Source organism: Pseudoalteromonas sp. MMG010, from assembly GCF_018100905.1.
Classification (GTDB): domain Bacteria; phylum Pseudomonadota; class Gammaproteobacteria; order Enterobacterales; family Alteromonadaceae; genus Pseudoalteromonas.
On the sequence record NZ_JAGJEG010000006.1, the window covers coordinates 1 to 23,006 of the forward strand.

Sequence of the window (23,006 nt, forward strand, 5' to 3'; positions counted from 1 at the left end):
ATTTGCAGCGTTACGATATCGGTGGTGGCAAAAAATGGTCTGATTCTTTTTCTAAGGCTTCTAACCGCACCCTACTCTTTTCAACTGGCGCACACGGCCTGAGGCACAGCTATGCTCAAGAAAGAATGGTTGAGCTTCATGCATTAGGTTTTAAATATAAAACGGCCTTAGAGACCGTTTCACAAGAGATGGGGCATTTTAGGCCGGAAATTACTGAAGTTTATTTAAAATGATATTTATTGAAACTAACTAATAACGCAAATTAACAATATGATAAAACTGTTTCGTTAAAACGATTTATTTAAATTAGCTGCAATTATTTACGGCTAATTTAAATGCAATGAATTATGTGTACTTCAATAAGAATTTATTTCAAATACTTTTAAGCTCTATATTATTTAGGCCGCACGATAAATAACTTTTAATTGTTCATCGAGTAAACGTTCTAAAGTATATGTATCATCGTTTTGTGCCTTAAGGTACTTCTCTATAACCATTTCTTTTAAACCTTTAGCAAACTCTGGGTATATGACTCCATTAGCATTGAGTGCATTTAGGACTAAGTGTTTTTTCCCCTGCTCACCGTAGATAATAGCTTTTTGTAATGCGTCATTATAAGATTCAACTTTTTTTACAAATCTAAATGCAGCATTATTCTGTTTTTGTTTTAAACTAGCTATTGATAAGCAAGCCGAGAGTTGAGTTCCGTAAATTCCTTTAAAATTAAGTTTAGTATGGTATGCCTTCAACATAATTTTTTTAGATGCTCTGGCGTCTGAACTTAGTTTTATAATTGCAAATTCGACAGCCTCATTTAAATCTTCAATATCTTTAATACCTTCAATGTCTTCAATGTCTTCAATGTCTTCAATATTTGAAACTTTATATTCGTTTGGATAGGCTTCTTTCCTCTGCTTTTGACCATTTTCCGTAGTCAAAGCATTTAAATATTGAATCCCAAGAAGAGCGCGGCTATCTAATGGGTTAAATGATAAAACCTCTTTGTATTGCTCTCTAGAGGCCTGAAATAAACCTTGCTCTTTTAATATTCTTGCTCTCTCAATAAGGCCAATCGTATATTTTGGGTGACTTTTTTTAAGTTCATCTAATATAGTTAATGCTTCTAAATAAAGCCCTTGAGCTTTCCTCAGCATCGCATACTTTAGCTGTATTGATGGTTTATTTTTAAAGTCATTAGTAATTAAGTTATAATGTTGAATCGCTGATTCATAATCTTTTTTGCTTGTCAGTAAGTATAGTAATTCTGAGTGCAACTCATGAAAATGTGGCTTTTCAGTTGCTACCTTTGTTAAGAACATACAAGCTTTCGCTGTATCTCCTTTAAAGTGAAAAACTCTAGCCTTAGTCAAATCTGTGAAAATATCTTCATAAGTAGAGAAACAATAAGCTTCATTAATTAGTTTTTCTGCTGTATCAAATTTACCTGTTTTAGCATGTATATATGACATTGCACAATAAACGACTCTTTGGGTTTCACGATCTGAATATAATGATAAAGCTTGAGAATAAACCTCTAAACTTTTATCGTATGATTTTAATTCAGCATGCACAGAGCCTTCACCTAAATACCCTTTTGAATCTTCAGGTACTTCTCTTTGAATAATTCTGTAAACTTCAAGAGCTTCAGAATACCTACCTGCTGTACGTAACATATCTCCTTTAACAAATAGCATATTAGCGTCTTTGTCATTAAACTTTTCGGCTTCGGTAATGCATTCCCAAGCTTGAGGAAAGTTATGCATGCCAACGTATGCCCTAGCCTTACCAACGACTCCAAATAGATAGCTATCAACATCACCATCTAAACAAGTTTCAAAAAAGCTCATGGCTTCATGATAGTTTTCTAAATTCAGATATGCATCGGCAACATGTCCATAGGTTCTATAATCTTCTGGTGCCAATTTAGAGGCTTTCAGAGACCAATCAAGTTGAAAATCAAATAGTGTTAATCGTTTGGCACTCTCTGATAAGCGGCATAAAGACATAGCAGCGTATTGATTACCACCATTAAACAATTGATACTCGACTAAAGAATCTATTTCTTGTGTTACAACTTCATACCGGCCATTTTTTAAATGCTTTTTAATATTTTCAATTTTTTTATTAACAGACTCTAGAATGCCAGTCTGTGATATATGCGCTTGCTTTGGCTTACTTCTTATAAGTTTTTCGGTAACCGAGCTAGAATTATCCATCATGTTAGAAATATTTTTTGACTTACTAGATTGCTTCCTAGACTCACTATCGCAATAAGATTCTAAAATAGACTTTAACTGGTTGGTAAAAGGAACTGCACCATTATCTGATAACTCTTTTAATTTTGGTGTCAGCTCAAACAATAATTCTTGTTGAAGCTGCAAGAGCTCCAAGTTTCCAGAAAATAGTTTTTCTGAAATCCTTTTAGAAACAAGAAAGCCCTCAATAAGAGACCTAACTTTTGCTCCATATGAATATTCATAGCATAAGTCATTTATTGAAATAGTTAAGGTTTTTATTTTATCTTGTGATGATATGAGCGAATTTAACAGCTTTATGCAAGAGCTAGTATTATCATCCAAATTTGGTAGTTTTTTGGCATCAAAGAGCTCTAAGGTTCTACTATACATAACATTTGCAACATACTGATAGCACTCATCATCTTTTTGAAATACAGAATCTAGCTCTTTAATTAGAAGAAGCTTAGATTCTCTGTCTATAGAACCATCAAACAGCATTAGGAATAAAAGCAAGCTTTGAGAGTTTTGTGTGTCACGATAAAGTCGCTGACGTATATGTTTTTTGTCACGAACAGTTACACTATAAAAACTATTCTTTTTTAATATAGAGTTCGCTGACTCTACAGAAATTTCCTCTTGAGTCGGTGTTCCATGCTTATACATAGAAACAGCGCTACCATTAAAATTAAGAGCTAGGCCAGCAGAGCTAGAAACATAAACATCCATTATTCACCTCTAACTTGAAATTCAATATTCTTGTTTGTAAGCAAGATTTTTGCACAAGTAACCATGCTATCATCCTTATCAAGTATAGTTACTTTCTCGAAAATTTGGCTAGTAATTGTGCCATGAATATGAGCTTCAATATAGTCCATGTTGTTTTCTTCAGAGTAAAGGAGTGATTTCATTTCTTCAACAGTCTGGTTAGCAGAAAACTTAGAATGTAATTTACAAACTGCCAAAGTACCTTTTTTATCCCAGGTTGCTCTGTAGCCCTCTGGAGGGTTCGACGTGGCACTAACTTTATGTTTTTCAACAAAGGTGTAAACATCTTCTTCAAAAAAAGTTGTTCTATTTTTTATAAAAGCTGTATTGAGCTTAATTGAAGCACCACCATAATAAGAACTACCAGAGTCAGTTAACGATAAAATCCCATAATGAATATCTCTATAATAGCCTGGGCTAATAATAGACTCGTAGCCGTCTCTTTTTGAATCATATTCATTATTTTCATAATTACGAGCATTCCCTGCGATTTGCTGGTGAAATGTAGAGATCATTCGATTGTCTCCTAGGGCTGAAATTAAATCCACAAGGGTTCTACTCATTATCACGAACGAGTTATCCATAGCACTTTCAAGCATCTTTCTTTTAGACTCAAGCCCTTTCAGCTTAACAGAAGCATTTGCATTCATATATCTGCTGGCAAGAGCCTGCTCTTCATGGATAGCCTTCCTTACATTTGGAAAGCCTACGTGATTATTGCAAACATTACATGATGTAGCTCCAATGCTAATTTCATGCCCACAATCACATTTTTCTACTACATTCATTGCCATAAAATTTTAATCATCCTTAAATTCATCAGATTATATCAATCTTTCTCTTTAGCGTATGTAAGCCAAATCTCACAACATAATTTAAATCTGATCGAGTTCAATAGAAATTTATAAGTCTACTTTTAAACTTGTCGCCTTTCCATATAGTCCTTAAAGTCAAAGAGTTTTTCACTTTCTCTCGTTCATGTTTTAACTTATTTCATTCATACTTCCTATTTGCCCAGTAAATTACATTACATAGAAGCAAAAAGTATATTCTTATGTTCTGATCAGTACGTTCATGAAAAATAAATGAATAATTTAGCTTGTATAAAAACATTAATTGTCACTTTAGGGTGATATTACCCTTTGTAATTTAGATGTATCGACTTCAAACATTTTAATTCCTCAGCATTTGTAATAGTACATTTGCGAAGTTTAGCTGAAAAACGTTTTATTGATGGGCGTTGGTGTGTTTGATTTAAAAAATCAAACACAGTCTTTTTTCGTGTTTTTACTTTACTAAATTAACCGTACCTATTTTACACCCTAATTGTATGTACTTTAAATAAACATAGTACTAAGATAGGTACAAAGGAATATGTTTTAGGGAAAATTTAGCATGGTAGCGAAAAAATCTATCCCCATTATTAATACTGTATTATTAAGGCGTTACGTCGTTATTTTGTTAATGCTCACTTGCCCGCAATTAATAGCAAAAGAAACCATTATTTGGCGCGTTACAGACTGGCCTCCATTTTATATTTTACATGGGGAGCACAAAGGCGAAGGCTTGTACGATCAATTAATCTCCCTGTTTGAAAAAAACATGCCCGAGTACACGCACCAGCGACTAGAAATGAATACGCTACGGGTGCAAAGAGAATGGGAAAAAGGCACCCATATTTGCCATCCATCTGTGATCCCTGCTGATATTACCCATAACTCCCTCGTTAACTCTTTTTTGCTCCCTCATCGTGTTATTACCCATAAAAAAAATGAAACGCTATTTCAATCTCCCCGCATTAGCTTAAAAGAAATATTTAGTAAAATATCGCTTAAAGGCGGAATTACGCCGAAACGCTATACCGACAAAATTAACCAATTAATTACCCCTTATTTAATTCAAGAAAACTTAATAAAAAGTCCTATTTATACCAGCTTAGTTAATATGCTTGTAAATAAGCGAATTGATTATTTAATCGAGTATAACCCTGTTGTCACTTATGCTTATAAAGTAAAAGGTTTAAAAAACCCGACCTCGAGCTTTGCTATAAGTGAAACAAGTCAAAATGATTTTTTAGAGGTGGTGGTTGGCTGTAATAAAGACGAGTGGGGAAAACAGGTAATACAAAAAATAAATGCCGTTTTAATTAAAGAAAGCCAAAACCCGCATTACCTAGACTCGCGGTTAGCTTGGTATGAAGGCCGCAGTAAAGTAGAATTAAACCGGGTATATCAACAGCATTACCACCATGATAAACAATTAGTGAGCGCACAATTAGTGAACTCTCAATTAGCGGATACTCAATTAGTAGATACTCAATTAGTGGATACACAGCTGTAAGCGCTCAAGTTTAAACGCTTACAATTGTTTGCATGTATAAATGAGTAACGCAGTAACGTCCCTATTCAGATATAAACTTGTTTACTGCGATAAAATATTTAATTTGATCATTAAGCTCACTGTTTGTCAGTGAGTTTAAATTGCTTACTCTTCTGATATGGCTTCTTCACCAGTACCTATTAGGGTAGCAAACCAACGTCCTTCATTGCTTGCCTCTAGGGCTATTTTAACAATCATAGTTAATGGCACTGATAACAACATACCGACAGTCCCTAATAGCCATCCCCAAAAAATTAACGATAAAAACACCACCAAGGTTGAAAGACCTAAGCCCTTACCCATAAATTTAGGCTCGACGATGTTTCCCATTACTGTATTTATGGTTAAGTACCCTGCAGCCACTAAACCCGCTATTAATGGGCCTTGTGTGATTAATGCTAATAATACAGCGGGAACCGCAGCGATAATCGAACCAATATTAGGGATATAGTTAAACATAAAGGCAATTACACCCCATAAAACAAAGTAATCGACACCCAGTATCCATAAGTAGATTGCTGCAATGAGCCCGGTCCCTAAACTGACTAAGGTTTTTATAGCTAAATAAGAATTTATAGATTCTAAAAAGCGGTCTATTTGCGCCATTTTTCTTTGCGGATCATTAAGCGACATATGTATTTTTTTGCTTAGCATTGGCGCTTCAAACAACATAAATATAACGGTTAATAAAATTAAAAACATATTTGCCATAACCCCACCTAATCCGGTGAGCATATTAGTGGCAACATCAACTAACTTGCCGGGGTCGAACATAGCCAGTATCTGCTCTTTATTTATTAAAATGTTGTATTGCGATGCTACATCGACCAGCCACACAAATTGCTCTTTTAATTTAACTTTATACTCTGGTAATTGCTGCGAAAAATCACTCACAGATTGACCAACCAAGCCCCCTAAACTAATTCCGATCCCAACAATAATTAAAACAACCAAGATAACCGCAGGGCCTTTGGGTATTTTATATTTGCCAAAAAACGTAATAAGAGGATTGCATATAATGGCAATAAACCCGGCCAGGATAAACGGGATAATAACAACACTGGCTGCTTTTATACCTGCTAAAACAACAACTAGCGCTGCAAGTATAATTAAGCTTTTATTAATTCCTGTTAAATTTGCCACTTTTTTTCCTAAATACATATAAGTTGCTTAAGTGTAAGGGAAATTTAAGACAAATGGAATGTGATCGTCAAAACCAGATAAACGTATAAATTAACTAATATCGCTTATGAGCAAAGACAACTATGCATATATTTATTACCGGCGCCACGGGGTTAATTGGCTCACATTTATACCCGCTACTTAACACTCATGAAATCACTGTTTTAACCCGAAACGCGTCAAACGCAATATCGGTTTTAAGCAATGATGTTCGCTGTGTTACATCTCTCGATGACGTTAATTTTAATACCGTTGATGTTGTTATTAATTTAGCGGGCGAGCCTATCGTATCTAAACGCTGGAGTGATAAACAAAAAAATACGCTCATTAATAGCCGAGTAGATTTAACCCATGCTATAAGCAATAAAATAAACAGTTGCGAACACCCTCCTCATACATTTATATCTGGCAGTGCTGTCGGCTATTACGGACGCCAAAACGATGCAGTCATCACCGAAGACAGTACAAATATTCATGATGAGTTTACTCATCAACTATGCAAACAATGGGAGCAAGCTGCATTAACAGCACAGTCTACACAAACCCGTGTTTGTTTGCTGCGCACAGGTATTGTACTGGCAAAAAATGCAGGGGCATTAGCTAAAATGTTACCGGCCTTTAAACTCGGCTTAGGTGGGCCTATTGGCCATGGCTCTCAAGGCATGTCATGGATACATATTAACGATATGACGGCATTAATTATGTATATTATCAATACACCTTCGTTACACGGCGCCATAAATGCCACCGCGCCCAAGGCGGTTTCTAACATGGTATTTACCAAGCAACTTGGTCATGTTCTCGCGCGTCCTACTTTTTTTAAAATGCCTGCATGGGGATTAAATTTAGCAATGGGTGAAATGGCCGACTTACTAACAACAGGTCAATTTGTGTACCCTAAAAAAGCGCTTGAGCAACAATTTAGCTTTAAATTTACAACCCTCTTAAGCGCGTTAAACGATATTTTAAAATAGTACGGGGAAATTACGGGCAATAAAAAAGCCCTTAAAGGGCTTTTTTGTTACACACATAGCTTAACTTATTTGTTATTGACTATTGCTGACAGCTCATCGTAGAGGTGTCGGCTTTATTAGGCACAAAACTAATATTTGCCACTGATAAACCGAGCTCCCCTTTTGTTTTCACTGTAAACGGGCTAGTTATTTTTGCAAAATCAACACCTAGCTGTTTATAACACGCCAAATCGATAGACATTGTTTTCCATTCGTTTAATTCGCTATCTTGTAGGGTCTTGGTAATATCAATACTTGCACCACAATTATATTCACAAGTCATACTCAGTTCGACCGCATCGCTTGGCTTGCTATTTACTTTATAGTCAAACTGTAAGCTCGAATCTGCTTCAATATACGCCAGTTTATCTTCAGTAAAACTGCTGTTTATTTCAACTTTACCAATTTCGCTGCCATCAAATGTAAATTGGCGTGCATCTTCTTGTACCACTTTATCTTCGGTACGAAACTTAATAGCGCCTAAAGTATACGTACTGCTTACAAGTTCTACACGTTCACCGGCTGAATTTAAAAACAATTTCCAAGGGCTTACTGGCGCCCCTTTTAAAATAGCCATATCCGCTAAGCCTTCACTGCTTTTAGGTGCTATTTCGTTTAGATCATTGGCTAAGGTGCTGTCATCGTTATAAGTTAAACCAAACCCGTAAGGTAATAAGGGTGCGTAGTCTGCATCCCCTTTGTTAACAGTTGTTTGAGTAGCTGTTTTAGGCCACGAAAAAGACAGTTTACCAGTAAAATCATATTGCACTTTTTCATCCGCTGTTTTTAACAACACCTGTGCAATACCTTCTCCTTCGGTACCTGGTAACCAAGCGGCAACAAATGCGTCAGAGGCATTTAATTCAGCATTAACCCACATTGGTCTACCCGATATAAATATTGAAACAACAGGAATACCCTGTGCTTTTAACGATTTTAATAAAGCCAGTGACTTTTTATTATTACGTTCAAATTCAAGGTTGTCTCTATCGCCATGGCCTTCGGCATACGGCTCTTCACCAAATACCACTACGGCAACATCTGGACGTTGTTCAAATGTACCATCAGGACTTAAAATAGCCTGTCCACCCGCCGCATCTATTTGCTGTTTTAATCCATCAAAAACTGACGTTGCACCTGGGAAATCGGCATTTTTATTATTTGTACCCTGCCACGTAATACTCCAACCACCCGACTGTTTACCAATATTATTAGCACCATCACCGGCAACTAAAATACGTTGAGAGGGTGACAACGGTAAAATATGATTGTTGTTTTTAAGCAGGACTAGCGATTCGCGAACCGCTTGGCGTGCAATATCACGATGCGCTTTAGAGCCAATAATCTCGGTTTTTCCCGAAAATGGACGCTTGGCTGGGCTAGGCTTATTAAATAAATCGGCACGCAATTTAACACGTAAAATACGGGCTACCGCATCATCAATACGGCTCATTGGGATTTCGCCTGAGTTAACTTGGGCAATGGTATTTTCGTATAGTGGCTTCCAAGCCCCTGTTGGCACCATAAAAATATCAAGGCCAGCATTTACAGCTTGTGCACAACTTTCGTTCGTACAGCCTTCTATTTGTCCATGTCCATTCCAATCACCGACAACAAATCCATCAAAACCCATACGTGTTTTTAATACATCGGTTAATAAATATTTGTTGCCATGGTTTTTCTTACCATGCCAGCTATTAAATGAAGCCATAACCGATTGACTACCCGCCGATAGCCCGCCTACATAGCCCTGTGCATGGATATCAAATAAGTCTTGTTCGCTATCAAGGTTGTTACCCTGATCGTCGCCATCTTTAGTACCGCCATCACCAATAAAGTGTTTAACCGTACTAATTACACGTTGTTCACTTAAAAAGTCGCCATCGGCATGACCTTGTAAGCCATTAACAATAGCCGCAGAGTAATCGCGTACTATTTCAGGGTCTTCTGAGTAACCCTCGTATGTACGCCCCCACCGGTCATCTCTAACTACCGCAACAGTAGGTGCAAATACCCAATCAATCCCGGTTACCATGACTTCTTTAGCCGTTGCTGCTGCAATATCTTCAATTAATTGTGGGTTATTGGCAGCCCCTAAACCTATGTTATGCGGAAATAATGTCGCACCAATCACATTGTTATGACCGTGCACTGCATCGGTGCCCCACATAGTCGGGATCGTACTGCCATCAAGCGAATCATCTATAGAAGCTTGATACATATCTTCGGCTAATTTAATCCAATCTTGGGCAGTGGCGTGTTTATTGCCTTGTGGAAAAGCTCCCCCACCATTTAAATAAGAACCAAAGCCATATTTACGCATATCTTCAACCGTAATATCACGTATTTCGGGTTGAATCATTTGGGCAACTTTTTGCTCTAATGTCATCTGCTTTAAATAATCGGCTATTTTTTCTTCAATGGCAGCGTCTTGCTTGACTGCTATTTTTAATTGTGGCCACACTTTATCGGCTTTATTAACGCTAACGTCTGCTTTATTACTGCTATCACACGCACTTAACAAAAAACCAGAACCTATTAATACCGCTAACGTTAATTTGTTAATAGTAAAGATGCTTTTCATTATTTAGACTCCGAAACTTGAACCGGTTTACTGCCACTTAATCCATAAAAAACAATAAACACATAACATAAAATAGGTAAGAAAAATGAGGCTTGCACGCCCAACGTATCAGCAAATAAACCTTGGATTAAAGGTACAATTGCACCGCCAACAATAGCTAAACATAAAATACCTGAACCTTGTGCAGTATGTTTACCTAAACCGTTTAGCGCTAAACTAAAAATGGTTGGGAACATAATAGAATTAAATAACCCTACTAATAAAATTGCCCACATAGCAATATTGCCACTGCTGCTCATTGCAACAATGATTAAAATAATAGCCATAACACTGTTAAAACCAAGTACTTTACCGGCCGGTACTTTTTGCATAACCGCAGCACCAATAAAGCGCCCTACCATAGCGCCACCCCAGTAATAAGCAATATAATGAGCCGCCACCGATTCGGTGATCCCCGCTATATCTTCTAACGCTAAAAAGCTGACTAAAAAACTACCAATAGCCACTTCGGCGCCAACATACATAAAAATACCTACAGCGCCAAGTACAAGGTGACGGTATTGCCACGCACTGCCTTGCTGGGTTGATTTACCTTCGGCGTTCTCTAAGGTTGTCTCTTCGTTTGTAGCAATATGCGGTAGTTTTAACCAAGAAAAAATAGCCGCTAAAACAAGTAACATTGCTGCGAGCAATAAGTAAGGTATTTGTACCGATTGCGCATCTTGCGCCGGTGTTAACATCGCTTCAGCAGATGAGTCTAAAATCAGTAGCGCGCCAAAAAACGGGGCTACGGTAGTCCCTAATGCGTTAAAAGCTTGGGTCATAGTTAAACGTGACGATGCCGTTTTACTAGAGCCTAATAAGCTAACAAATGGGTTAGCTGAAACTTGTAAAAGTGTAATACCACTGGCTAATACAAAAAGTGAAAATAAGAAAATAGGGTAACTATGAAAAGCGGCAGAAGGATAAAATAGCGCACACCCAACGGCGGCAATTATTAAACCCGTCACTATCCCGTATTTATACCCTACTTTTTTAACAATCAAGCCCGAAGGCAAAGACATAATAAAATAAGCACCAAAAAAACAAAACTGTACCAGCATCGCTTGCACATAAGTTAAGTTAAAAACGGCTTTTAAATGTGGAATCAAAATGTCGTTTAAGCAGGTAATAAATCCCCACATAAAAAACAATGTGGTGAGCGAGGTAAGTGCAAACTTGTAACTTTGATTGCTACCTGTTTCAAGTTGTGTGTGTGGTGGCGTTATCGGTGTGGAAGCCATGTGTTCTCCAATTTATTATCGTTTTAGTACTTTATTTTTAACGTATCTTTTAAGGCATAAATTTACCTTTGTTTTACGTTTAAAATGTATTTAATTATTGACCTGAAGTGTAAATAACACTACCCTAAATGTAAGCGCTTTCACCCCTATTAAATACGACATTTAACAATTTAGCAATCTATTTTGTAAGCGCTTACAAAAATATTTTATCAAACATCATTTTCAAGGTTATTACCTGCCCATCGTTACAATAAGGCTCCGTTATATGACATCTTTATCATTACCTCAACATTCAACAATGCTTGATAAAAGCTTCGTTTATGGGGTTGCAACAGCGTCCTTTCAAATAGAAGGTGGCTCAGCCGATAGACTGCCCTGTATCTGGGATACCTTTTGCGACACAAAAGGTAAAATAGCTGATAACTCAAATGGTCATGTTGCATGCGATCACTACACACATTGGCGTGAAGATATTGCGCTTATCGACTCTTTAGGCGTAGATGCATACAGGTTGTCAATTTCATGGCCACGAGTCATTTCCCAAGATGGTAAATTAAACCCTGTCGGCGTAAAATTTTACACCGATATTTTAGACGAATTACAACACCGTGATATAAAAGCATACGTGACCTTATATCATTGGGACTTACCCCAGCATTTAGAAGACAACGGAGGTTGGTTAAACCGCGAAACAGCATATGCTTTTGAGCATTATGTTGATTTAATTACCACCGCATTTGGCGACAAAGTCCATTCGTATGCCACGCTAAACGAACCATTTTGTAGCGCATACCTAGGCTACGAAATTGGAGTACATGCACCGGGTATTAAAGGAGCTAAATTTGGTCGCCAAGCTGCGCACCATTTATTGCTTGCTCATGGTTTAGGCATGAAAGTACTAGCTAAAAATAGCCCAAACACTCTCAATGGTATTGTTTTAAACTTTACGCCTTGCTATAGCGTGTCGCAAAGTGACGCTGATTTAAAAGCCACGGCTTACGCCGATGACTACATGAATCAATGGTACATGAAGCCCGTAATGGATGGCGCTTACCCCGACATAATAAACCAACTGCCGATTGAAGTGCGCCCTACGATATTACCCGGTGATATGGAAATTATTTCTCAACCGCTCGATTTTTTAGGCATTAATTTTTATACCCGTTTATATTACAAAGCCAGTGATACCGCTCCTTACGAAGAATTAGCACATCAATTCCCTCGCACCGATATTGGCTGGGAAATATACCCGCAAGCGTTAACCGACTTATTAGTAACACTTAATGAGACTTATACGCTTCCTGCTGTGTATATTACGGAGAACGGCGCAGCTATGGCTGATAAGCTAGAAAATGCTAAAGTAAACGACCAAGATAGATTAGATTATTATCAACAACATCTAAATGCAGTACATAATGCAATAGAGCAAGGTGTTCGCGTTCATGGTTACTTTGCATGGAGCTTAATGGATAATTTTGAATGGGCCGAAGGGTACTTAAAGCGTTTTGGTATCGTTTACGTTGATTATGCAACACAACAACGTACTATTAAAAAAAGTGGCTTAGCGTACCGAGACTTAATTTCTAATCGTTAATAATTTACCTGTATGTAGCTGACACAACTACAGCTAGATATGCGTGTAAAAACGCATATCTACAACAGTACAACGATTAACACACATATTTTATAAAACGAGATACACGACAATGGTCAGTATAAGAGAAAAAATAGCGTATGGGTTAGGTGACACAGCCAGCAATATTATTTTTCAAACTGTGATGATGTTTTTAATGCTTTACTATACCGATGTGGTGGGTTTATCCCCCGCAGTTGTAGGGTCTATGTTTTTAGCCGTACGGGTATTTGATGCCATCACAGACCCTATTATGGGTAATATTGCCGACAAAACCCATACTCGCTGGGGCCATTTTAGGCCTTACTTGTTATGGCTTTCTTTACCCTTTGCACTTATTAGTATTTTAGCGTTTACCACTCCCGATTTAACGGGCGACGATAAAATTATTTATGCCTTTTCTACCTATTCACTATTAATGGTTGCATATACCGCAATTAATATTCCTTACTGTGCTTTAGGCGGTGTAATAACCACCGATGCTAAAGAGCGCGTTACTGTGCAATCATATCGTTTTGTGTTTGGCATGTTAGGCGGTGTTATCGTCGCAGCATGTACAATGCCTATGGTTGAATACTTTGGCCAAGGCGATGCCGCTAAAGGGTATCAATACACCATGACCACCATGAGTTTATTAGGCTTGGTTATGTTTTTACTTTGCTTTATAGGTACCAAAGAGCGCATTACGCAACCGACAGAGCAAAATATTTCATTTATACACAGTGCAAAATCCCTATGGCAAAACGACCAATGGCGTATTTTGTGTTTAGCGGCGCTTTTTTTATTAACCGGTCAGGTACTGCGCTTTACCCTTGCGGTATATTACGTAAAGTATTATTTAGCCCGAGAAGACTTAATCACTTCATTTATGACCTTAGGGGTTATCGCCAGTATGATAGGTTGCGCTTTAGCACAGCCATTAGCGCAGCGTGTATGTAAAATAAAAGCCTACATCGGCTTACAGCTTATTGCTGCAACGATTTGTGCCGCTAGCTTTTTTATTAAAAGTGATCAGCTGTTCCTTGCTTTTGCCGCATTTATTGCCTGGAAATTCTTTTTAGATATGGCCACCCCGCTACTTTGGGCTAAAATGGCCGACACCATAGATTACGGCCACGATAAAACCGGTAGTCGAATCACCGGATTGGTTTATTCTGGTGTGATCTTCTTTATAAAAATGGGGGTTGCGTTAGGCGGTGCAATGGCTGGTTGGATGCTTGCATTTTATGATTACCAAGCTGACGCTCAACAAACCGAAATGACTCAGCAAGGCATTTTGCTCTCATTTACACTACTCCCAGCGATTGGCTCATTTGCCGTCGCAGCGATTATGAGCAAGTACACATTAACGACGCAAAAAGTCGAAAAAATTCAGTCAAAGCTTGGTGTGTTGTAGTTTATAAAGAATGGCTCAGGTATTATTTGCAACTAAGTTAGCCTGCTACTTACTCATAATGTAAGTAGCAATTATAATTTTTAAATAGGATGTTTATGGCCACGATATACCAAGTTTCAGAACTTGCAGGGGTTTCTTTAGCGACCGTCTCTCGAGTAATGAACAAAAACACCCGGGTCAGTGACAAAACCAAACAAAAAGTACTTGATGCCATGGAGCAACTTGGCTACAGACCAAACTCTATAGCCCAATCTTTAGCTTCAAATAGAACCAACAGCGTAGGCATTTTAGTTTCTGAGTTACAAGGCCCTTTCTTTGGCCAAATGATGGCAAGTATCGAGTCGTCACTTAGAGCCGCGGGCAAACATGTTATTATTACCGCAGGTCATAGTAACGAGCAAAAAGAAAAAGAAGGCATTGATTTTTTAATTAGCCGAAATTGCGATGCAATTATTATGCATGTTGAAGCACTCAGTGATGAATACTTAATTGAATTGAGTAAAGGTAAAACACCGCTTTATTTTGTAAATAGACACATCGAAACGCTTAAAAACCAATGTATTAGTCTAGACAATCAAGTGGGTGGCTATTTAGCAACAAAAGCAATGATAGATCTGGGCCATAAAAACATTGCTTATATTTCTGGACCGCAGTTTAAATCTGATGCAAGAAACCGTTACACGGGCCATCAACATGCGTTAGCTGAGCATAACATCCAATTTAATGAACAGCTTTTTTATCATGGCGACTTTAAAGAAACCAGTGGTAGCAATGGCTTAAAACATTTTATAGATAATAAATTTTCGTTTAGTGCCGTGGTGTGTGCTAATGACGAAATGGCCTCTGGCGCCATGAAGTATGCGCGAGAACATGGCTATTCTCTTCCCAATGATTTATCTGTTATTGGGTTTGATAATGTAATTTTTGCTAACTACCTTTACCCGACACTTGCAACTATTGATAACCCCGTTTCTAAAATGGGTGAAATGGCAGCTAAGTTAGTATTAAAAGATGTTTACCTGCATAAAATTGAGCAAATACAACGTGTATTCGAACCAACTTTATTAACGAGAGACTCTATTGCACAGTGTGTAGATAACCCATAATTTTTAATGGATTATCTACTTTTTACCCACTTTAAATTTATTTAGCTATCCAAGGGGTTACTTTAACTATCTGTACATCAGCGGCAATTAACTGTGTGTTTTGCTCATAGCTATCATCAACCGCAAAATAGCAAACAGTTTGTTCACACTTTACACCTAAAGAAGAAAAGTCTTGTGGTTGAGTAAACGTGACCACCACCCCTTTTTGTTCAGGTAATAAAAACCACATTAATTTACTAACAAAGAAACCAGATAGGTCTGTTAAAAGCTTATCTAATTCATTATGAACAATAAACAAATTGTGCTTAGTAAAGGCCAACGATGAGAACTCTTTCGCCTCTATTTGCAGTTTTAATTGGCAGTCATGCAGAGGATTGACCGGTTCGACAACAACCACCGCTTTATCGGTATCAAGCTGCTTATCAAATGGTAAAAGTAATTGTGCATGCTCTGTAAAATTTAACGGGTATTCATTTTTTTCGGTTAAAATAGTGCCACTTTTAATGGCACATGTTTGATTAGTGCCAATATCACTAATATAAAAATTAACCTGTGCATATTGAAAATCCCCTTTATTTACTACTTTTAGGCGATCATAAAAACCATCGTAAGACATCACAAATTCTTTCGCGTAGACACTGTTTATTGCCGTGATCACAAATAACCCAAGTGTCATAAGCGTATTACTTAGTATTTTAGTCATTAAAATAAACTCTATTTTGGTTAATCATTTTATTTAGCTCGTTGATGTATGGTTCGCCTCGTTCAGAATACGACTTAAGCCCTTGAGTTAGCTTTATTGCATCAATAGGCGCTTGCTGCAAACGTAAATCGGCTCTAATTGCACGTAACGCTTTATAAGCATCATGCGTATTTATATTTTTAAAATAAGCGTGTACTGCAGCGCTGACTGATTTAAATGCTGCAACTTCATGAACATCACCCGCATTTCTGCGTTTTGGTATCATGCCGCAGCCTTTGCTATAACACCATTGGCCAAAAAAGTTTAAACCAATACGAGCAAACCGAGAGGTCCCCCATGCAGACTCTTTTGCCGCTTGTATTAGTACTAATTCCTTTGGAATAATATCAACATAGTTCAATGCCAACGCTAAGTTATAGCTACTAATCGTTTGGGGTAATCCATACTGTGTTAGTATTTTAGTTAAATTACGGTGCTGTTTTTTAGTTAGAGGTTGCTCGTGATCTAACATTAATTTTGCAATATCAAGTTGTGCGCGTTGCGTAAGTATTTTTTTATTTTCGGCTTTAACATGTGGTTTTATAAAATTAAAAAAAGCACGTTTTTTTTCTTTTACATCTTTATAGCTTGAAAAATCAGGTAACTTTACATTATGTAATGGTTTTTCTTGTTCTGGCTGCTTTTTTTGCTGCAATGGCTGATCTGTCTTATCCGAATTTGTACTAGATAAAAAAGGGTCGGCAAGTGCCCAAATAAAAAACACCGCCACTAACAACTTCAATAAAGCTTTAATCATAAACTCTCTCAATTAAACGTATGCAACATATTACAAAAATAAACAAAGGCCAATTATACCTAAGCGAATAAATAAAGGCTAACAACTCCTCTTAGGCACTCGCATTTTACCACGCCATCGGTATACTAATTTGCTATTAGCTTAAATTATAAAATGAGTAAGTAGTATGGACTATCAATGGCAAGCTCGAATAATTGAACAACATAAGCATCGCCCAAACGATAATCGCTCCCCTTGGCAAATAGACCGTTCTCGTATTATTCACGCTGCTGCTTTTAGACGTTTACAAGCTAAAACACAAATAATGGGAATTGGTTTAAACGACTTTTACCGCACACGCCTAACCCACTCATTAGAAGTATCACAAATTGGTAGTGGAATTTTACGTCATTTAAAAGCACAGCACCCTGACTTTACACACTTCCCTCCTACCGGTTTACTCGAAACCTTGTGTTTAGCACACGATATTGGTCACCCGCCGTTTGGTCATGGTGGTGAGATTGCGTTAAATTATATGATGCGAGAACACGGTGGGTTTGAAGGTAATGCTCAAACATTGCGTATAGTGGCTAAATTAGAGCCTTATAGTAATGGCCATGGTATGAACTTAACCCGTCGTACACTACTTGGTTTTATTAAGTATCCTGAGTTTATAGATACGCTTTGGCACACAATTGCACATACCAGCAGCAATAACCGTTATATAAAAGCCGATGATTGGCGCCCTGCAAAAGGTTTATACTCAGATGATAAAGCCATCTTTGATTGGGTGACGGCCTCATTGTCGAATCACGATAAAAGCTTATTAAGCCAATCAAAACCAATCGACGGTTATCGAGCTAAAACACTTTATAAATCACTTGATTGTGCAATTATGGAACATGCAGACGATATCGCTTATGCGGTTCACGACCTAGAAGATGCCATTGCAACTCATGTTTTAACACTTGATGATTGGCAAACTCACGCATTACCCAAGTTACAGGCGCTTAAAATTAACTGGCTTGATAATCTACTTGCATCACTAAGTACTCGATTATTTTCTAAAAACGACTACGAACGCAAAGACGCCATAGGTGAATTAGTTAACTCATTTATTATCAATATCAGTTTAGCTATGCAAGATGAGCGTTTTGAATGCCCTATTTTAAAATATACTGCTAAACTCGACAGTGAATATGCAAGCGTATTACAGGTACTAAAAACCTTTGTATATCAGCGTTTAATTCGAGATCCACAAATGCAACAAATAGAATTTAAAGGGCAAAATTTGCTGATAGATTTGTTTAGCGCATTTGCCAGTGATCCACTTAGGTTATTACCCGAAACAACCCAAGCGATGTACATTGAAGCCGAAAAAAAACACCAAGGTATGCGTATTATTTGTGATTATTTAAGTGGAATGAGTGACGAATACGCTTACAAAACTTATCAACGTTTATTTTCTCCGAGCCTATAAATAATGCAAAAAAAATATACTTCATTTAAGCAATTTTACCCCTACTACTTATCTGAGCACCAAAATACGGTGTGCCGGCGTTTACACTTTATTGGCAGTTGTTTAATTATAGCTGTTTGTGTTTTATCTATAATAACAAACGTTTATCAAATTTTATGGAGCATACCTATACTCGGTTATGGCTTTGCATGGGTTGGGCATTACTTTTTTGAAAAAAACCGACCGGCTACATTTACTTATCCTATTTATAGTTTGTGGGCTGATTGGGTCATGTTTAAAGATATATTAGTAGGTAAAATCACATGGTAATTTACATTTTTTATTCATTAAGACACAATTCTAAAACTTTATAGTTAGATTTATTTAATATAGAAAACAAAAAGTTAATCTCATTAAAGAATAAAAATTATCGTAATTATGGCGATTTAACAATCCTCCTGTTTAATTTTCGTAAAAAACAAAAATGCTTTAAACAAACCATATTCGTGACAATATCGACGACTTTAGCAACAACTTCCTTCAATAATTAATTTAAATCACAAAGTAATAGCGCGTAATAATAGATAATTTATCTAAGTAAAGGCTTATTATAAATAAAGCACTTTAAAAAAAACTAATTCACACGTGAATCAAATTCAATTGACCTAAAATGTTAAGCAAGGGTAAGTTTATGTAAAAGAAGTAACAATAATAAACAACTAGGATGACAATATGAAACAACTGAAAAAGCGAGCATTTACCAAGCAATCTGTTAAATCCTTAGCAATGCTTAGTGCGGTTGCTGCATTTACTGGCTCAATTTCAGCGTATGGCGCCGAGCAAGAAGCACAAGTAGAAGAGCAAATTGAGCAAATAAGTGTTATCGGTTCTCGACGCATTGGACGTACCATAGAAGATAGCCCTGTTCCTATCGATATTATCGGTGCTGATACCCTAAGTAGCTCAGGGCAAACTGAAACAAACGGTTTATTAAGTGCTTTATTGCCAAGTTTTAACTTCCCACAAGCGTCTGTTACCGATGGTAGTGACCATGTACGCCCTGCGCAATTACGTGGCCTTGCTCCAGATCACACCTTAGTGTTAGTCAATGGTAAACGCCGCCATAGTAGCGCACTTTTAAACTTAAATGGCTCTACGGGGCGTGGTTCATCTTCTGTCGATTTAAATGCGATCCCAGCAAATGCCATTGAACGTATTGAAGTATTACGCGATGGTGCAGCTGCACAGTACGGTTCAGATGCTATCGCGGGTGTTATAAACATCGTACTAAAAAGTGCCAGCAGTGGTGGCTCTGTGTCGGCAATCTATGGCGCGAATGTAACGCAAATGGATGGTGTTCCACAGTTAGAATCTGTTTATGCTGATGATAACGGTGATTTAGCATTTGAAGAAGGTAGCGATCGCTCTTTAACCGACGGCCAAACGCTTACCTTACGCGGCAACGTTGGCTTAGAGCTAGGTGATAATGGTTTTGTTAATATCTCAACTGAATACCGCGACCGTCACTCAACTAATCGTGCTGATTACGATCAACGTGAAAACTACGACCGTTTAGACGATGGTTCACTCGATCCACGCGAATTCACCTGGGATCGTTACAATCACAACTTTGGTAATGGTAACGTTGAAGACTTAGCCGTATTTTATAATGCTGGCTACCAATTATCTAATGATGCAGATTTTTACTCTTTTGGCTCGTACAGTAAACGTGAAGGTGAAGGCGCAGGTTTTTATCGACGTGCATCAGATAGCCGTAATGTAGTTGAAATATACCCCGATGGCTTTTTACCTGTGATCACATCAGATATTAACGACTTTTCGTTAGCCGCGGGTGTTAAAGGTTATTTAGAGCAATGGAATTATGATGTTTCTGCTGTGTATGGTGAAGATGATTTTGCTTTTGGGGTAACCAATAGTTTAAACACCTCATATGGTCCCACTAGCCAAACCACTTTTGATGCAGGTTCATTAATTTATGACCAATTAACACTAAATATCGACTTTAGCCGTGAAATTGACGTCGACTTTTTAGCCAGTGGTATTAATGTTGCCGTTGGTGCAGAATACCGCCGCGAAGGCTACCAAATTAAAGCCGGTGAAGAAGCCTCTTATGCACAAGGCACATATGGTCCATATGGCGATGAAACCGATCCAGTAGATGGCCCGTTTGGCTCTGCTGGTTCGCAAGTATTCCCAGGTTTCACTCCAGAATCAGAAGGTGATAACAGTCGCCATAACATTAGTTTATATGCCGATTTAGAAGCGTATATTACCGATGATTGGAACCTTACCGTAGCCGCACGTTACGAAGATTACTCTGATTTTGGCGATACAATAAATGGTAAACTCGCTACGCGTTACACCCTAACAGAAGACTTTGCATTACGTGCTTCTATATCAACGGGCTTTAGAGCCCCTTCACTGCAACAGCAATACTTTACTTCTGTTGCTACCGTATTTGTTGATAACGAACCTACCGAAACAGGTACATTCGCCCCTGGTAGTGATGTTGCAAAAGCACTGGGTTCACCGGGTTTAGATGCTGAAAAAGCAAAGAACTATGGCGTTGGTTTTACTTGGACTACAGAAAACGACTTCAGCTTATCGGTTGATTACTATCAAATTATTATTGAAGATCGTATCGTGTTGTCAAATAACTTATCGGGTGCAGGCGTAGAAGAGCTACTTGAAGGCACTGGTGCTACTCAAGGGCGATTTTTCTTAAATGCTATTGATAGCAAAACCAGTGGTGTTGATATTGTTGCCTCGTATAATTTAGCTATACAAGATTATGGTGATGTTGCCTTTAACCTAGGCTATAACTACGGTAAAAACGAAGTTACCGATATCATAGACCCACCAGCAGAATTGCAAAGTGCCGGCGTAGATCAAGACAATTTATTCTCTGGTACTGAGCTTAGACGCTTTGAAGTAAGTACACCGAAAGACAAATATAACTTAAGTGCCGTATGGAGCATGGATGATTTACGTACAACATTACGTGCAACGCGTTATGGTGAAACACAAGATCCATCTGCAACAGAGGGTTTAACTGAAGTATTACGTGCTAAATGGGTAACCGACTTAGATGTTGCATACTCAATCAGTGACACGTTAACCTTTAGCTTAGGTGCTAATAATATTTTCGACGTTTACCCTGATGCAACCAGGGAGTTAGTTGACGAAGTGTCTACATTCTCTCGTATTTTCTCATACTCAGGTTTTTCTCCGTATGGCTTTAATGGTCGTTACGTTTACGGGAAAATTGAAATGACATTCTAATATTGCTTAATGCAATTATTTAGCTAATAAAAAGCCATCTTACTAAGATGGCTTTTTTATAATTTAAATTTTGTATAACAATTAAATTTTAGTTAACCAACCATGTATGTCAGGTGCTTTACCCCATTGAATGTCGTTTAATGCTTGGCGTAAGCGTGCGGTTGTTGGGCCGGGTTCACCGCTACCAACTTTGTATTCTTTATCGTTATGAATAAAGGTTCCTACCGACGTTAAAACAGCCGCAGTGCCTGACAGTGCAGCTTCTGTGCCTGGCTTAGCAGCGCGTTCTAATAACTCATCAACAGTAAAGTTACGTTCACTTACTGTCATGCCTAAATCTTTTGCCAGCACTAAAATACTATTACGCGTTACTCCGTGTAAAAACGAGCTATCAAGTGCTTTGGTTATGATTTCGTTTCCATCAATGAGTATAAAATTCGCAGCGCCGGTTTCTTGAACATCACCGCCTGGGCAAAATAGTATTTGATCTGCTTGGTATTTATCGCGTGCAGCCGAAATAGGCGATAAAGCACTGGCGTAGTTACCACCACTTTTTACCATGCCCATATGTGGTGCACAGCGCATCCCATCTTCTTCTAACAATACTCGCAGTGCTTTAGCGCCTGCAGTAAAGTAATCACCTACCGGTGATAATAATGTATATAACAGCGAAGTCAGCGAAGGAGCCGCGGCTTTACCTATTGCAGCCTCTGTTCCAATATGTGTTGGACGAATATACATTGAGCCTGGTGGCAATGGGGTATCATCAGCATATTCACGCACAATATCAATAATCATATTTTTTAGCATATCGCTATCAAAGCTAGGTAGGCTTAATAAAGCAGAGCTTTGCTGCATACGCGCAATATTTGCATCCATTCGAAATAGGTTTATAGAGCCATCTTCATGACGAAATGCCTTTAACCCTTCAAAACATGTGCTTGAATAATGTAAGACATGCGCACCGGCATGTAATTCTAATTTGTCTGAAGGAACAATTGAGCTTTCACCCCATGCGTTATCAGCAAAGCGAGCTTGAATCATCTGTGGCATAAACACAGTACCAAATGCGGCCATTTTTATTTCCTTTGTGTGGATTGCTTGTCACCATTGTATGACAGACGCACCACATTTAACCATAGCTAAAGTCGTGGTTTTTTAAATAACAAAAAGAATTTTTTGCAAGTA

Annotated in this window: 16 protein-coding genes and 1 pseudogene; 9 read left to right on the forward strand and 8 right to left on the reverse strand. The window is 37.9% G+C overall.

All coding sequences use genetic code 11. The features are described from left to right. Positions 1–233, forward strand: a pseudogene (locus J8L70_RS07900) (site-specific integrase); the annotation flags it as partial. Positions 234–398: 165 nt separating this feature from the next. On the opposite strand, the gene J8L70_RS07905 reads toward J8L70_RS07900, so the two are convergent. Further along, a complete protein-coding gene (locus tag J8L70_RS07905; RefSeq protein ID WP_211055003.1) occupies positions 399–2,963 on the reverse strand; it encodes a tetratricopeptide repeat protein in 2,565 nt (854 codons plus the stop codon). Continuing rightward, positions 2,963–3,796, reverse strand: coding sequence for a hypothetical protein (locus tag J8L70_RS07910; protein ID WP_211055004.1), 834 nt, complete (start codon positions 3,794–3,796; stop codon positions 2,963–2,965). The genes J8L70_RS07905 and J8L70_RS07910 overlap by 1 nt, the downstream gene beginning before the upstream one ends. Before the next feature lie 601 nt (positions 3,797–4,397). On the opposite strand from J8L70_RS07910, the gene J8L70_RS07915 reads away from it, so the two are divergent. Then, complete coding sequence (locus J8L70_RS07915; protein ID WP_211055005.1) at positions 4,398–5,342, forward strand: hypothetical protein; 945 nt, start codon at positions 4,398–4,400, stop codon at positions 5,340–5,342. 144 nt (positions 5,343–5,486) lie between these two features. Here the strand turns inward: J8L70_RS07915 and J8L70_RS07920 are convergent, their stop codons facing one another. Further along, positions 5,487–6,524, reverse strand: a complete 1,038-nt coding sequence (locus J8L70_RS07920; protein WP_211055006.1) for an AI-2E family transporter — start codon at positions 6,522–6,524, stop codon at positions 5,487–5,489. Between the two features lie 122 nt (positions 6,525–6,646). Here J8L70_RS07920 and J8L70_RS07925 point away from each other — a divergent pair, with 122 nt between their 5' ends. Further along, positions 6,647–7,537: a TIGR01777 family oxidoreductase gene (locus tag J8L70_RS07925; RefSeq protein ID WP_211055007.1), complete on the forward strand. Its 891-nt coding sequence runs from the start codon at positions 6,647–6,649 to the stop codon at positions 7,535–7,537. Positions 7,538–7,616: 79 nt separating this feature from the next. Here the strand turns inward: J8L70_RS07925 and J8L70_RS07930 are convergent, their stop codons facing one another. Both J8L70_RS07930 and J8L70_RS07935 read right to left on the reverse strand, forming a co-directional pair. Then, positions 7,617–10,160: a glycoside hydrolase family 3 N-terminal domain-containing protein gene (locus J8L70_RS07930; RefSeq protein ID WP_211055008.1), complete on the reverse strand. Its 2,544-nt coding sequence runs from the start codon at positions 10,158–10,160 to the stop codon at positions 7,617–7,619. Next, on the reverse strand, positions 10,160–11,443 hold the full coding sequence (locus J8L70_RS07935) for a sugar MFS transporter (protein WP_211055009.1): 1,284 nt from the start codon (positions 11,441–11,443) through the stop codon (positions 10,160–10,162). The genes J8L70_RS07930 and J8L70_RS07935 overlap by 1 nt, the downstream gene beginning before the upstream one ends. 265 nt (positions 11,444–11,708) lie before the next feature. Here J8L70_RS07935 and J8L70_RS07940 point away from each other — a divergent pair, with 265 nt between their 5' ends. From J8L70_RS07940 to J8L70_RS07950, 3 genes are all read left to right on the forward strand, one after another. Then, the gene (locus tag J8L70_RS07940; protein WP_211055010.1) at positions 11,709–13,037 is read left to right on the forward strand and encodes a GH1 family beta-glucosidase; all 1,329 of its coding nucleotides are present in this window, start codon (positions 11,709–11,711) and stop codon (positions 13,035–13,037) included. A gap of 112 nt (positions 13,038–13,149) precedes the next feature. Further along, positions 13,150–14,472, forward strand: a complete 1,323-nt coding sequence (locus J8L70_RS07945) for a glycoside-pentoside-hexuronide (GPH):cation symporter (RefSeq protein ID WP_211055011.1) — start codon at positions 13,150–13,152, stop codon at positions 14,470–14,472. A 95-nt stretch (positions 14,473–14,567) separates the two neighbouring features. Beyond that, positions 14,568–15,578 (forward strand): LacI family DNA-binding transcriptional regulator, encoded by a 1,011-nt coding sequence (locus J8L70_RS07950; RefSeq protein ID WP_211055012.1) that lies wholly within the window; start codon positions 14,568–14,570, stop codon positions 15,576–15,578. 37 nt (positions 15,579–15,615) lie between these two features. Here J8L70_RS07950 and J8L70_RS07955 read toward each other — a convergent pair whose 3' ends face one another. Beyond that, positions 15,616–16,254, reverse strand: a complete 639-nt coding sequence (locus J8L70_RS07955) for a DUF2987 domain-containing protein (protein ID WP_247664749.1) — start codon at positions 16,252–16,254, stop codon at positions 15,616–15,618. 19 nt (positions 16,255–16,273) lie between these two features. Further along, positions 16,274–17,077: a glucosaminidase domain-containing protein gene (locus tag J8L70_RS07960; RefSeq protein ID WP_211055013.1), complete on the reverse strand. Its 804-nt coding sequence runs from the start codon at positions 17,075–17,077 to the stop codon at positions 16,274–16,276. Between the two features lie 166 nt (positions 17,078–17,243). Between J8L70_RS07960 and J8L70_RS07965 the strand changes: the two genes are divergently transcribed. The 3 genes from J8L70_RS07965 to J8L70_RS07975 all read left to right on the forward strand — a co-directional run bounded on the left by J8L70_RS07965 (position 17,244) and on the right by J8L70_RS07975 (position 21,818). Continuing rightward, entirely contained in the window at positions 17,244–18,536 is a 1,293-nt protein-coding gene (locus J8L70_RS07965; RefSeq protein WP_211055014.1) for an anti-phage deoxyguanosine triphosphatase, read from the forward strand. A gap of 3 nt (positions 18,537–18,539) precedes the next feature. Beyond that, positions 18,540–18,845, forward strand: coding sequence for a DUF962 domain-containing protein (locus J8L70_RS07970; RefSeq protein WP_211055015.1), 306 nt, complete (start codon positions 18,540–18,542; stop codon positions 18,843–18,845). A gap of 456 nt (positions 18,846–19,301) precedes the next feature. Continuing rightward, positions 19,302–21,818: a TonB-dependent receptor gene (locus J8L70_RS07975; RefSeq protein WP_247664750.1), complete on the forward strand. Its 2,517-nt coding sequence runs from the start codon at positions 19,302–19,304 to the stop codon at positions 21,816–21,818. 81 nt (positions 21,819–21,899) lie between these two features. Here the strand turns inward: J8L70_RS07975 and J8L70_RS07980 are convergent, their stop codons facing one another. Next, entirely contained in the window at positions 21,900–22,901 is a 1,002-nt protein-coding gene (locus J8L70_RS07980; RefSeq protein WP_348772142.1) for a branched-chain amino acid aminotransferase, read from the reverse strand. Positions 22,902–23,006: the final 105 nt, after the last annotated feature.

Coding starts and splice junctions, on each gene's coding strand:
- J8L70_RS07905 (WP_211055003.1), bottom strand. CDS start 2,963: ATGGATGTTTATGTTTCTAGCTCTGCTGGCCTAGCTCTTAATTTTAAT.
- J8L70_RS07910 (WP_211055004.1), bottom strand. CDS start 3,796: ATGGCAATGAATGTAGTAGAAAAATGTGATTGTGGGCATGAAATTAGC.
- J8L70_RS07915 (WP_211055005.1), top strand. CDS start 4,398: ATGGTAGCGAAAAAATCTATCCCCATTATTAATACTGTATTATTAAGG.
- J8L70_RS07925 (WP_211055007.1), top strand. CDS start 6,647: ATGCATATATTTATTACCGGCGCCACGGGGTTAATTGGCTCACATTTA.
- J8L70_RS07930 (WP_211055008.1), bottom strand. CDS start 10,160: ATGAAAAGCATCTTTACTATTAACAAATTAACGTTAGCGGTATTAATA.
- J8L70_RS07935 (WP_211055009.1), bottom strand. CDS start 11,443: ATGGCTTCCACACCGATAACGCCACCACACACACAACTTGAAACAGGT.
- J8L70_RS07940 (WP_211055010.1), top strand. CDS start 11,709: ATGACATCTTTATCATTACCTCAACATTCAACAATGCTTGATAAAAGC.
- J8L70_RS07945 (WP_211055011.1), top strand. CDS start 13,150: ATGGTCAGTATAAGAGAAAAAATAGCGTATGGGTTAGGTGACACAGCC.
- J8L70_RS07950 (WP_211055012.1), top strand. CDS start 14,568: ATGGCCACGATATACCAAGTTTCAGAACTTGCAGGGGTTTCTTTAGCG.
- J8L70_RS07955 (WP_247664749.1), bottom strand. CDS start 16,254: ATGACACTTGGGTTATTTGTGATCACGGCAATAAACAGTGTCTACGCG.
- J8L70_RS07960 (WP_211055013.1), bottom strand. CDS start 17,077: ATGATTAAAGCTTTATTGAAGTTGTTAGTGGCGGTGTTTTTTATTTGG.
- J8L70_RS07965 (WP_211055014.1), top strand. CDS start 17,244: ATGGACTATCAATGGCAAGCTCGAATAATTGAACAACATAAGCATCGC.
- J8L70_RS07970 (WP_211055015.1), top strand. CDS start 18,540: ATGCAAAAAAAATATACTTCATTTAAGCAATTTTACCCCTACTACTTA.
- J8L70_RS07975 (WP_247664750.1), top strand. CDS start 19,302: ATGCTTAGTGCGGTTGCTGCATTTACTGGCTCAATTTCAGCGTATGGC.